Source organism: Silvimonas sp. JCM 19000, assembly GCF_054652575.1.
Genome location: NZ_BAAIHC010000010.1, coordinates 23,955 through 36,619, shown reverse-complemented (window position 1 = coordinate 36,619; position 12,665 = coordinate 23,955). Strand labels below are relative to the sequence as shown.

Annotated in this window: 10 protein-coding genes; 8 read left to right on the top strand and 2 right to left on the bottom strand. The window is 59.8% G+C overall.

The features are described from left to right. Positions 1-65 precede the first annotated feature (65 nt). Together ACYQ1A_RS10935 and ACYQ1A_RS10930 are read left to right on the top strand one after the other, a co-directional pair. Positions 66-737, top strand: a complete 672-nt coding sequence (locus ACYQ1A_RS10935) for an HD domain-containing protein (RefSeq protein ID WP_499362055.1) — start codon at positions 66-68, stop codon at positions 735-737. A 142-nt stretch (positions 738-879) separates the two neighbouring features. Beyond that, on the top strand, positions 880-2,634 hold the full coding sequence (locus tag ACYQ1A_RS10930; protein WP_499362054.1) for a DUF885 domain-containing protein: 1,755 nt from the start codon (positions 880-882) through the stop codon (positions 2,632-2,634). 76 nt (positions 2,635-2,710) lie between these two features. Here ACYQ1A_RS10930 and ACYQ1A_RS10925 read toward each other — a convergent pair whose 3' ends face one another. Further along, positions 2,711-3,418, bottom strand: a complete 708-nt coding sequence (locus ACYQ1A_RS10925; RefSeq protein ID WP_499362053.1) for a glutathione binding-like protein — start codon at positions 3,416-3,418, stop codon at positions 2,711-2,713. A 341-nt stretch (positions 3,419-3,759) separates the two neighbouring features. Here ACYQ1A_RS10925 and ACYQ1A_RS10920 point away from each other — a divergent pair, with 341 nt between their 5' ends. Genes ACYQ1A_RS10920 through ACYQ1A_RS10910 form a run of 3 tightly spaced genes read left to right on the top strand, consistent with a single transcriptional unit; the run spans position 3,760 to position 5,966 of the window. Further along, positions 3,760-4,578: an ABC transporter substrate-binding protein gene (locus ACYQ1A_RS10920; protein ID WP_499362052.1), complete on the top strand. Its 819-nt coding sequence runs from the start codon at positions 3,760-3,762 to the stop codon at positions 4,576-4,578. 12 nt (positions 4,579-4,590) lie between these two features. Further along, positions 4,591-5,286 (top strand): amino acid ABC transporter permease, encoded by a 696-nt coding sequence (locus ACYQ1A_RS10915; RefSeq protein WP_499362051.1) that lies wholly within the window; start codon positions 4,591-4,593, stop codon positions 5,284-5,286. Beyond that, the gene (locus ACYQ1A_RS10910) at positions 5,274-5,966 is read left to right on the top strand and encodes an amino acid ABC transporter permease (RefSeq protein ID WP_499362050.1); all 693 of its coding nucleotides are present in this window, start codon (positions 5,274-5,276) and stop codon (positions 5,964-5,966) included. The genes ACYQ1A_RS10915 and ACYQ1A_RS10910 overlap by 13 nt, the downstream gene beginning before the upstream one ends. 948 nt (positions 5,967-6,914) lie before the next feature. Here ACYQ1A_RS10910 and ACYQ1A_RS10905 read toward each other — a convergent pair. Continuing rightward, positions 6,915-7,547, bottom strand: coding sequence for a TetR/AcrR family transcriptional regulator (locus tag ACYQ1A_RS10905; RefSeq protein WP_499362049.1), 633 nt, complete (start codon positions 7,545-7,547; stop codon positions 6,915-6,917). Between the two features lie 231 nt (positions 7,548-7,778). Here ACYQ1A_RS10905 and ACYQ1A_RS10900 point away from each other — a divergent pair, with 231 nt between their 5' ends. The 3 genes from ACYQ1A_RS10900 to ACYQ1A_RS10890 all read left to right on the top strand — a co-directional run bounded on the left by ACYQ1A_RS10900 (position 7,779) and on the right by ACYQ1A_RS10890 (position 12,652). Continuing rightward, positions 7,779-9,131: an MFS transporter gene (locus ACYQ1A_RS10900; RefSeq protein ID WP_499362048.1), complete on the top strand. Its 1,353-nt coding sequence runs from the start codon at positions 7,779-7,781 to the stop codon at positions 9,129-9,131. Positions 9,132-9,262: 131 nt separating this feature from the next. Further along, positions 9,263-10,210, top strand: coding sequence for a TauD/TfdA dioxygenase family protein (locus tag ACYQ1A_RS10895; RefSeq protein ID WP_499362047.1), 948 nt, complete (start codon positions 9,263-9,265; stop codon positions 10,208-10,210). A 66-nt stretch (positions 10,211-10,276) separates the two neighbouring features. After that, the gene (locus ACYQ1A_RS10890) at positions 10,277-12,652 is read left to right on the top strand and encodes a TonB-dependent receptor (protein ID WP_499362046.1); all 2,376 of its coding nucleotides are present in this window, start codon (positions 10,277-10,279) and stop codon (positions 12,650-12,652) included. The last annotated feature ends 13 nt before the right edge of the window (positions 12,653-12,665 follow it).

Here is a 12,665-nt window from a genome sequence, read left to right as displayed (position 1 = left end):
TGGCGTTGTGACTGCGGGCAGCCGTCCCTACAGTGGCTGCATACCTTAACGCAAGGAGTTGCAGCATGAAAACCGTAGCCGGCATTGTGATCCCCGACAGCCAGATGGCCCGCGCCGCCACCCAATTGGTGCGCGATACCGAAACTGATTTGTTATTCAATCATTCCAGCCGTGTATTCCTGTTTGGCGCGCTGGCCGGGCAACGCAAGCAATTGCAATTTGATCCTGAGCTTTTGTATATCGGCGCCATGTTTCATGACATGGGTTTGCAAGCGCCGTATAGCAGCGCGCAAGAGCGCTTTGAAGTCGACGGCGCCAATGCGGCACGCGATTTCTTGCGCGGCTATCACATTCCCGAAGCCGATATCGAGCAAGTCTGGGATGCAATTGCCTTGCACACCACGCCAGGTATTCCGCAGCATAAAAAGCCGGTGGTGGCGCTGGTGACGGCGGGTGTTGAAATGGATGTATTGGGTCTGGATTACCACGGCTTCAGCGCGACTGAGCGCAATGCCGTGATTGCCGTACACCCGCGTGAAGCCGGGTTTAAAGAGGGCATTATCGAGGCCTTTGCCCAAGGCACCCGCCACAAACCGGAAACCACGTTTGGCAATGTCAAAGCCGATGTGCTGGCGCTTAAAGATCCGGGCTACCAACGCGTCAATTTCTGCAGTTTGATCCTGGGTTCGGCATGGAACGACAGCCATGTCCATGGTCCGCAGTGCAAACATGCTTGATGTGCTGGCGCGGGCGCGCCGGCCACAGCGGCATGCCGTGGTTTGACGCCGTCGCGCTGCGCCCGTACCGTCTCCGCTTTAGAAAAAAAAGCGCGCCGTGCTTACCCAGCGCCGTGCGCTAACACATCAAACTGGAGACCCCATGAACTTACGCGCTGTTTCGGCCGCGGTTGCGCTGGCCTTGTCACTGGGCGTGGCGCCTGCCATCGCCGTTATTCCGGACTGGGTGGCACAAAGCAATGCGCTGGCGCTGCCGGTGCTGCAAATCCCGGCTAAATATGAACCGGAAACCGTGTCCAGCTTTGGTCAGGAAGAATTCGATACCGAAGTGGTTGATCTCAAACCGAATGTCTTTGAGCGTCGGCGCGCCGATAGCCAGAAAGTGCTGGCGCAATTGCTGGCCGAGCAAAAGAAAACGCTGCCGCCCAAGGTGCGCCAGGATCTGGAAATCACGCTGGACGCGGTGCATCGCAATATGGATACGCAGCAACTGGAACATGATTTGCTGCTCGACTATATCGACGTGCCCAAAACCGTCTGGTTTGGCCTTGATACCTTGCTCGAACCGCGCAACAAGGCCGATCGCCAGCGTCGCGCCATTCAACGTTTGAAGCGTTATGCCGGGCTTGAAGCCGGTTATGTGCCGCTGGTTGATCTGGCCCGTGCCCGCACCGAAGAAAACCTGAAACGGCCAGGCGTGACCGGCCCCTATAGCGAAGACCTGAAACAGCAACTCGACAATATCGATGTTTTGCTCGATGGCATTAAACAGGATTTCACCAAAGCCGGATTGACCGGTTGGGAACAACCCTACGCCGTGCTGGCGCAGCAATTGCACGCCTATGGCGATTGGGCCCGCAAAACGCTGACGCCGTTAACGCGCAACACACCACGTCCGCCTGCCGCCATTTACGCCAACGATTTGCGCAATTACGGCGTGAGTATCAGCCCGGATGAATTAATCCTGCGTGCCGGTGCGGATTATCAGGAAGTCAAAGACAGCATGCGTGCCGTCGCTGCCCGCATTGCGGAACAGCGGCATTACCCGTCGAGCGATTATCACGATGTGATACGCGAGCTGAAAAAACAGCAAGTACCCGCCGCCGATATGCTGCCGCATTACCGCGATACCCTGGCGCAAATCGAAGCAATTATCCGGCGGGAGCATCTGATTACGCTGCCCAATCGCGCCGCGCATATCCGCCCGGCCACCGATGCGGAATCGGCCAGTGTGGGCTCGCCGTTTATGAACCCACCGCGCTTGTTGGGTAATACCGGCGAATACGGCGAGTTTGTAATCACCACCTCTAATCCGCATGCCAAATCCGACGCCAAAATGGATGACGATACCCATCTGGCCGCGTCGTGGACCTTGACCGCGCATGAAGCGCGCCCGGGTCATGAATTGCAGTATTCGTCGATGGTGGAGCAGGGCGTGTCTATTCCGCGCGCCATCTTTGCCGAGAACAGCGCCAATGTCGAAGGCTGGGCCGTGTATTGCGAAGCCATGATCGAGCCGTATATGCCGCTGGATGCGCAGTTGATTTCGCTGCAAAACCGGCTGATGCGTGTGGCGCGGGCGTTTCTTGATCCGCTGATCAATACCGGCCGCATTACCCCGCAAGAGGCCAAACAAGTCTTGATGAATGATGTGGTGCTGTCCGAGCCGCTGGCGCAATCGGAAATCGACCGTTATGCCTTTAACAGCCCCGGCCAGGCCACTGCGTATTACTTTGGCTATACCAATCTGCGCAGCTTGCTGACGCAAACACAACTGGTGCTGGGGCCGAAGTTCAAATTGCAGGCCTTTAATGACTTTGTGGTGCAGCAAGGGCTGTTGCCGCCCGAGTTGATGCGCAAAGCCGTGATGGAAGAATTTGTGCCGACGCAGCAATAAAGCCGGGCAGGTACCTGCAAAATCGGGGCGACTTTGTAGCAAAGTCGCCCCGATTTTTTTTGCCGCCTTCAGGCGCTTATTGCGGCTTCAGATGCGCAGCAGTCTGGCCGAACAGGATTTTGCGTTCTTCCTCTGATACCTGCACCGGACCGGGCGCCGGCGTGGCCACGTCTTTGTACGCACGCTGGGTGGCCGGGCGCGCTTTGATGCTGTTGAACCAGCGCAGCACATTCGGAAAATCTTCCAGTTTTTGATTGTGCATGGCGTGCGGCACGATCCACGGATACGCCGCCATATCGGCAATCGTATATTCGCTGCCGGCAATAAAATCGCGGCCTTCCAGTTGCTTGTCGAGTACGCCATACAAGCGATTGGTTTCTTTTTCGTAACGCTCGATTGCATACGGCACGCGCTCGGGTGCGTAACGATTGAAGTGACCATTCTGCCCCGCCATCGGGCCCAGCCCGGCCATTTGCCAGAACAGCCATTTCAGCACTTCATAGCGTGCGCGGGTTTCGGTAGGCAGAAACTGGCCGGTTTTCTCGGCCAGGTATTGCAGCATGGCACCCGATTCAAACAAGGCAAACGGCGCGCCGCCATCGGCCGGATCATGGTCCACCAGCGCGGGCATTTTGTTGTTCGGCGAAATGGCCAGAAACTCAGGCGTAAATTGCTCGCCCTTGCCGATATTTACCGAATGCAGCGTATAGGGCAGACCGGTTTCTTCTAGAAACAGCGTCAGCTTGAGGCCGTTGGGCGTGGGCCAGTAATAAAGGTCAATCATGGAAAGCTCCGTGGCTGGGGACTTGCTGAGTGTAGTCACTATCGTGGCGGCACACGTGCGTTGCGTTTACCGCTGGGCAAACGGTGTGGGCGACAGGCTGGATATCAAGCGCGCACGGTTGATCAAATCGTGGGGCAGCGCTGTCGACCGGCTCCACCAGGCACGTGGACCCGCGCGGCTGTTGTGGGCGTGGCCCGCCGAAAATCGCAGCGTTGGAGGTTGTTTAATTTCCAAAAAGAATATAAAGATAAATTTATATAATTTGTAAGTTTATAAGAAAAGCCTCACGATCCGTTCCTGACTGCCTCACAGCCCCCAACCGCACAGGAAAAAAACGGATCATGAAAACGACGCTGCTCGCTGCTTTGCTGGCCACCGCGCTTATCCCCGCCATGGCCATGGCGGATCGTCTCGACGATATCAAAAAGGCCGGTGTCTTGCGCATCGCGGCCTTTGACGGCAATCCGCCGTTTGGTTTTGTCGATGAAAAAACCCACAAGATCGTGGGCCTTGATGTGGATTACGCCACCGAAGTGGCCAAGCGCCTGGGCGTCAAGCTGGAAATCACGCCGACTAACCCGGCTAACCGGATTCCCTTGCTGGCGGCCAACAAGGTGGATCTGGTGTTTGCCAATTTCACCATTACCGACGAGCGCGCCAAGGTCATCGATTTCAGCCTGCCGTACTTTGCTTCGGGCCAGCAGTTTCTGGCCAAAAAGGGCACCTTGAAGAACCCGCAGCAAATCACCAGCTTGCGCGTGGGTGCGGACAAGGGCACCACCATGGAAGCCACCTTGCGCCAGAAATATCCCAATGCCCAGGTGGTGTTGTTTGATGACACCCCGTTTGCGCTGGCTGCGCTGCGCAATGGCAATGTGCAAGCGATTACGCAGGATGGCTCCAAGCTGGTGGCCATACTTGGCGCGCTGCCGGACAAGGACAAGTACGAAATCCCGCCGTTCTCGATTTCGGAAGAGCTGGAAGGCGTGGGTGTGCCCAAGGGTGAAACGCGGTTGGTGGCATTCCTGAATGACACGCTGCATGACCTGGAAAAAACCGGTACCGCACAAACCATCTACGACCGCTGGTTTGGCCCGAGCACCAAGGCGCCGTTGCCGCGTCTGTTCAAGATTGGCGACGCGCATATCCGCGCCGAATAAGACGAGCGCGTGATGACTGCAATTGCATGGCTGGACTGGCCGTATCTGCGCTTGCTGGGGCACGGTCTGGCCGTGACCGTCGCGCTGGCGGCTGTATGCGTGCTGCTGGCGCTGGCGCTGGGTTTTGCGCTGGCGCTGGCCGGGCGGCAGCGCTGGGGCCTGCCGTTGACCCAGGCGTATACGGCGGCGTTTCGCAACACGCCCTTGTTGCTGCAATTGTTCTTCTGGTACTTCGGCGCCATGGCCTTGTTGCCGGACATGGCGCGCGACTGGCTCAACCGCCCGCACGCGCTATGGCCGACCCCGGAAACACTGGCCGCCACACTGGGCTTGACCCTGTACACGGCCGCCTATTTTGCCGAGGACATCCGGGCCGGTTTGCGTGGCGTATCCGCCGGACAATGGGAGGCCGCGCTGGCGATGGGCTTGCGCCCGGCGCAGGCGTTCCGCTTTGTGGTGCTGCCGCAGGCCTTGCGCATTGCTGCTCCGGCCCTGATCGGCCAGATCATGAATGCGGTCAAGAATTCGTCGCTTACCATGGCGATCGGCATGGCCGAGCTGTCGTATACCTCGCGCCAGGTGGAGGCCGCCACCTTCAAGACCTTTCAGGCCTTTGGCTTTGCGACGCTGGGCTATGTGTTGTTGATTGTATTGATTGAAACCGGCTGGCAAATCTGGCGCCGGCAAAGGCCCGCATGGACACGTTAAGCAGTTGGGAGGTCATCCGGAGCAATCTGCCGTGGTTGCTCTGGGGCGGCTGGCCGGACGGGCCACTGGGCGGGCTGGCGCTGACGGTGGTGCTGGCGGCGGGCTCGGCCCTCGGCTCGGCGCTGCTGGGATTGGGCCTGGGCATCTTGCTGGCGCTGCTGCGCGGTGTGCCGCGGCATGCCTTGCTGGCCTGCCTGGCCTTCTTGCGCGCCATTCCCGTGTTGATGCTGATTTTCTGGGTGTATTTTCTGTTGCCGATCTGCCTGCATATCGACGTGCCCGGCGTGTGGTCGGTGATGTGCGCGCTGACCTTGATCAGCGCGGCGTATCTGGCGCATGCCGTGTACGCGGGCATCGAGGGCATCAGCAAAGGCCAATGGGAAGCCGCGCTCGCCAGCGGTCTGACGCAGTGGCAGACGCTACGTTTTGTGATCCTGCCGCAAGCGCTGCGCATGATGGCGCCCTCGTTTATTAACCAGTGGGTCACGCTGATCAAGGATACGTCGTTGGCGTATATCGTCGGGGTGGGCGAGCTGGCGATGGTGACGGCGCAGGTGAGCAACCGGGTGATGATCTATCCGGCGCAATTGTTCCTGTTTGCCGGGGTTTTGTATTTTGTGCTGTGCCAGGGCGTAACGTGGGCCGGTAACCGCGTCGCAAGAACCACGTGGCAGTCATAGGGTGGGACTAGTCCCGCCATGCAAAGACGCTAGCTAGCACGCAACCGTATGCAATCTGCTCATCGGCTTTGATGGGTGGGTCATGACCCACCGTATGCAATTCAAAAACCGCGCAGTCATAGGGTGGGACTAGTCCCACCATGCAAAGACGCCAACCCGCACGCAACCGTATGCGTTTTGCTCATCGGCTTTGATAGGTGGGTCATGACCCACCGTATGCAATCAAAAACCGCGCAGTCATAGGGTGGGACTAGTCCCACCATGCAAAGACGCCAACCCGCACGCAACCGTAATGCATTCTGCTCATCGGCTTTGATGGGTGGGTCATGACCCACCGTATGCAATCAAAAACCGCGCAGTCATAGGGTGGGACTAGTCCCACCATGCAAAGACGCCAGCCAGCACGCAACCGTATGCGTTTTGCTCATCGGCTTTGATGGTGGGTCATGACCCACCGTATGCAATCAAAAACCGCGCAGTCATAGGGTGGGACTAGTCCCACCATGCAAAGACGCCAACCCGCACGCAACCATATGCATTCTGCTCATCGGCTTTGATGGGTGGGTCATGACCCACCGTATGCAATTCAAAAACCGCGCAGTCATAGGGTGGGACTAGTCCCACCATGCAAAGACGCCCACCCGCACGCAACCGTATGCGTTCTGCTCATCGGCTTTGATGGGTGGGTCATGACCCACCGTATGCAATCAAAAACCGCGCAGTCATAGGGTGGGACGAGTCCCACCATGCAAAGACGCTAGCCAGCACGCAACCGTATGCATTCTGCTCATCGGCTTTGATGGGTGGGTCATGACCCACCGTATGCAATCAAAAACCGCGCAGTCATAGGGTGGGACTAGTCCCACCATGCAAAGACGCCAACCCGCACGCAACCGTATGCGTTCTGCTCATCGGCATTGATGGGTGGGTCATGACCCACCGCATGCATCACGCGGCGTAGCCAGCCAGAAACATGCGCACGGCGGGCACGACGATATCTTCCAGCGTCTCGCCGCGCTGCACCGCTTCGGCGTCGCCATCCAGCAAGTAATACGGCCCCAGCGTGCACAGATTGATGAACTGCACGGTGGCGATCTGCACATTGCCGATGCGCAGCGTGCCGCGTTCATTCAGCGCCGAAAAATAGCGCAGCAGCGGATAGCGCAACTGGTCGTTCAGGTGGTTCACCACATCATCCAGCGCGGGCAGCTTGTCTTTATGCGCAATCACCAGCCGCGATAGCGCCAGCCCACGTGCGCCGGTGGCGCTAAGCGTGATATGTCGCGCCGCCTTATCCAGTACCCGCGCCGGTTCGGCGCTTGCATCCAGCAAATCAGTCAGCTTTTCGGCAAAGGTGCCGTAGCCGCGCAAGAGCGCCGCGCGCAGCAAGCCTTCTTTGCCACCAAAGTTGCGATAGATGGTGTGTTTGGCCACGCCCGCCGCCTTGGCAATGCCGTCAAGGCTGGCCGCTTCAAAGCCTTTGGCGATGAACTCATCGGTAGCGACATCCACCAGCATGGCGTGGCGTTCTGCCTGCGTGGCGGCGCTGGGGCGTCCGGGCGATACAACGGTTTTTTGCATGTGAGGCTGCTTCCAGCTTGGGCCTGAGTGCGCCTAAGCGATTGATAGGACTGCGCTTTCCTGGCTGGCTATGCAAGAAAGTTATAAATATAACAAAACAGTATTTAAAAACAATCCAATGGCTCGATAGATTATATGGAACGACAACGTTCCATTAATTATCGCCAAGGGCGTTGCGAACCAACTCCACCGGGATCATGCCATGCAAACCACGATTTTCAAGGCTTTATCATGAACGCGCCGCATTTGTCCTTAGACACCGCGGCGCAATCCAGCCCGCACGCGTGGCTGTTTGGTCGCGGCCCCACCTGGCGTGCCTTCAGCTTGCTGACCCTGCTGATGCTGTTCGATTTTGCCGATCGCATGATCATTGCGGCGCTGTTGCCAGGCATCAAAGCCGAATGGCACATCAGCGATGCACAAGCCGGTTTGCTTAACTCGGTGCTGACGCTGGGCATGATCGTGTTTGCCTTCCCCACCTCGCTGATCATCGATCGCTGGAGCCGGGTCAAGACCGCCAGCCTGATGGGCGTGCTCTGGAGTATCGCCAGCGTATTGAGCGGGCTGGCCGCTAACTTCGGCCAACTGGCCGTGGCGCGGGTGGCCGTCGGCGTGGGCGAGGCCGGTTATGCCCCTGCCGCGTATTCGTGGATCGCGGCGGCGTTTCCGCTGCGCCGACGCCAGTTTGCCATGGGCCTGTTTACCGCAGGCGCGCCCATCGGCATGGCATTGGGGGTGGCGCTGGGCGGCTATATCGCCACGCATTACGGCTGGCGCCATGCCTTTGGTGTGGTGGCCCTGCCAGGCTTGTTGGTGGCGGCGCTGTTGTTCCGGGCGCGTGATTATCGTCGCAGCGACGTTGGCATCAGCAGCACGCACAGTGTTGGCGACTGGCGCCGCGCCATCCTGCGCACGCCGTCCTTGCTGGCCGCTTATTTGCATACCGCCATGGGCATGTTGCAGTGGGTGCCGGTGTTTTATTTTCTGCCGACGTTTTTTAATCGGCTGGCCGGTTTGCCGGTACAACGCGCGTCTTTGCTCACCGGTGGTTTGATGTTGTTGCCGGTGCTGGGTGCGCCGTTGGGCGGCTGGATCATGGACCAGCTCGGCGCGCGCTATGTGCGCAGCAAGATCGGCTTTGCTGCCATCACCGGCCTGATCGCCACCTTGCTGTATCTGGCTGCCTTCAGTCTGGCGCTGCGCTGGCAGCAGCAATACGCGCTCATGGTGTTGGCCACGCTGATTGGTTCTACCGGTAGCACCGCCGCACTGAGCATGACCCAGGAACTGGTGCATCCCGGCGCCCGGGCATTTTCCGGCACCTGCGCCGTGGTCGCCGCGGCGGTACTGGGTTCCTTGCCGGGGCCGTTTCTGACCGGGCTGGCTTCGGATCATTTCGGTCTGGGCGTGGCGCTGGGCGGCGTGACTGGCGTCAGTGGCTTGCTGGGCTTGCTCACACTCTTGCTCGCCTGGCGCTATTACCCGGCGGACCTAAGCCGCAGCGCGGGTCTGGCGGTGATCGCTGCCGCCAGTGCGCCCAGTGGCGCGCCTGCCCAGCCAGCCCACAGCGCCGCCGCAGCCTGACCCCGCGCCGCCTTTCTTAGGCTCGTTAATTCCACAGTCTGTTACCCGCCTTGGGCCCAGCGCCCGAGCGGGGACGGCTGTGCCTTGTAAAGCCGTACCTCTCTCAATCTGTCGCAATCAGGAGCAAGACCATGAGCACGATTACCGTACATAAAGTCGCTGGCCGCATCGGCGCCGAAATCCGTGGCGTACAACTCAGCGGCAATCTGCCCGCCGCAAGCCTTGAAGCCATCCACCAGGCTTTGCTGGCACACAAAGTCGTGTTTTTGCGGGGCCAGACCCTGGACGATGCCGAACAACAAGCGTTTGCGCAGTTGCTGGGCAAGCCGGTGTCGCATCCGACCGTACCCACCGTGCAAGGCACCGATTATGTGATGGCGCTCGATTCCGCCCATGGTGGGCGCGCCAATGCCTGGCACACCGATATCACTTTCACCGCGGCCTATCCCAAGGCGTCCATCCTGCGCGCGGTCAAAGTGCCGGAAAGCGGTGGCGATACCACCTGGGCCAACACCCATACCGCTTATACCGATCTGCCACCGCAACTGCGCGCGCTGGCCGATAGCTTGTGGGCGGTACACAGCAACGAATTCGATTACACCGCCGCGCATATCAACCCCAAAGACGTCGATGCCGCCGCACTCAAACGTTACAAAGAGGTATTCGCTTCGACCGTGTATGAAACCGAGCATCCGGTGGTGCATGTGCATCCGGAAACCGGCGAGCGCCATTTGTTGCTGGGCCAGTTCGTCAAGCGCTTTAAAGATCTGAAGCTGACCGAATTCGCGCCGTTGTACGCCATTCTGCAAAGCTATGTCACACGCCTGGAAAACACGGTGCGCTGGCATTGGCAAGCCGGTGATGTGGCCATCTGGGACAACCGCGCCACCCAGCATTACGCCATCAATGATTACGCCGATGCGCATCGCGTAATGCATCGGGTGACGGTGGCTGGCAGCGTGCCGGTATCGCTCGACGGCGGCGTCAGCCAGACCACGGTAAAGGGTTCGCCCGCGGCGCCACAGACGCCAGCCCCGGACTATGCCGCCCACGCACCGGCCGCAGTCGCCACCGCTTGATGCTGACAGCGACGGCGCTGCCACGGCGTCGTCGCTGCCGATTTCTTATCCCGGACACCCCCACCCATGACCCCAACCCGTTTGATGCCCTTGCCGCTGGCGGCGCTGATTGCCACGCTGGCCGCGCAGGGCGCGCTGGCCGACACCCCCGCCGCCAGCTCGGCCGCCAGCTCGGCCGCAGCGACCTCTGATAGCGTGAGCAGCGCGGCCGCCACCGTCGAAACCGTCACCGTCACCGCACGGCGGCGGCTGGAGCAGGCCCAGGATGTGCCCGCGCCGATCAGTACCGTCAAAGGCAGCACGTTGGCAGAGCAGCATCTGTACCAGGTGCAGGATCTGCAGCAGGTTTTGCCCAACACCAATGCCGCCTTCATCCATGCACGCCAGTCCAGTCTGGCGGTGCGCGGACTGGGCAATAATCCGGCCAACGAAGGCCTGGAAGGCAGCGTTGGCGTGGTGCTGGACAATGTGTTTCTGGGGCGGCCGGGCATGGCGGTGTTTGATTTGCTCGATATCGAGCAACTGGAATTGCTGCGGGGTCCGCAAGGCACGCTGTTCGGCAAAAACACCACCGCTGGCGTGCTCAATATCAGCAGCAAAGCACCGTCGTTTACGCCGGCGGCCAGTGTCGATGCCAGTTACGGCAGCCGCAACAGCCAGCAATACCATGCCCGTGCCACCGGTGCCATCAGTGCAGACACCGCCGTCAGCGCCACGGTGTACCAGACCCACGATGACGGCTGGTTGAGCAATCGGCATGATGGCGAAACGCTCAACGCCATCGACCGCACCGGCGCGCGGGTGCAAGCGCTGTGGGTGCCGCATGAGGATTTTTCGCTGCGCGTGATTGCCGATTACAACCAGGAAAATTCCAGTACCGGCACCATGGTCGTCTACGGCCAGGGGCCGGTGGCGCCGGGCAAAAAGCCGTGGGCGCAGGCAGCGGCCGCAGCAGGGGCGACCGATCTGGCGACTGATTTTAATAGCGGCCAGGTCAATATCGATGGCGGCCAGCAAGTAAAAGTGCATCAGGGTGGATTGTCGGCCGAGGCCACATGGAATTTACGTGGCTACACGCTGACCTCGATTACCGCATGGCGAAAATGGGATTTTCGTCCGCATAACGATGTTGATTTCAGCGACGCGCCGGGCATGCTCGATGCGGGCTTTGATGTGGACGACCAACAGCTGACGCAAGAACTGCGGCTGGCTTCACCCAACGAAGGCCCGCTCAATTATGTGACTGGCGCGTATTACTTTCATCAGCGTGCCAGCAACGTTAATTTCAGCGATTACGGCAGCCAGGCCGACACCTTTCTCGGCACGCCCAAAGGGCTGTTCAATAACGTGAGTACGCGTTCTTACGGCCAGGCTGATACCGATAGCTACGCCTTGTTTGGTCAGGCCACCTGGCACGCCACGCGCACGCTCGATCTGACCGCAGGCGTGCGTGTCACCACCGAAGACAAATCTGCGCGGGTCTATCGCACCGCCCCGGTTGGAGGGTCGACTGTCGCGGCCTTGCTGGCGACGCGCAACATGCCGGCGTATGCAGGCGCGTGGAATTCGGGCGAGTTGAGTGATCGCAGCACCGCGCCGTCCGGCTTGCTCAGCGCGGCCTATCACGTAACGCCCGATCTGCTGGCCTACGTCACCTTTGCGCATGGCGAAAAATCCGGCGGCTACAACATCAACGGCGTGGCCAGCGGGCCCAACCTGGGGGCAGATTCGTTACGGGTGGACCCCGAGAAAGCCAACGATGGCGAGCTAGGCGTTAAAAGCGAATGGTTGCAGCGGCGCCTGCTGCTTAACGCCAATCTGTATCTGACGCGCGTTACCGGCTACCAGACCAATACCTATCTGACCAACCCGGTCACCGGCTTGCCGGTGGCGGCGATGACCAATGCGGGCGACGTGCGCAGCAAAGGCATTGAATTCGATATCAAGGCGGTGCCGTTGCCTGCCTGGCAAATAGGCCTGAACGGTTCGTATAACAGCGCCACCTATGGTTCGTTTACCCGTGCGCCGTGCGCGGCGGAAAAGCAGGCCAGCGGAGCTACGGTCTGCGATTTGTCCGGCCAGCCACTTAACGGCGCGCCGCGTTGGATACTGAATCTGAGCACCGGTTACGAGTGGGGCATAGGCGCAGGTTTGCGCCAGTACGCGAGCGCGAACTACGGCTGGCGCTCGGGCAGTTACGGTGACCTTTCGGATTCACAGTATTCATGGATACCGGCGTATGGCCTGGCCAATATAGCCAGCGGTGTGAAGGGCAAACTGGCGAATGGCGACCAGTGGGAGGCGTCGCTGTGGGTGAAAAACCTGTTTGATAAACGTTATGCGCTGACCGTCAATACGGCACCGCTGGCGGGTGGTCTGTACACCGCATCGGTGGGCGCGCCGCGAACGCTGGGCGGCACGCTGCTATACGCCTTCAAATAGCGGATGGGGCGAC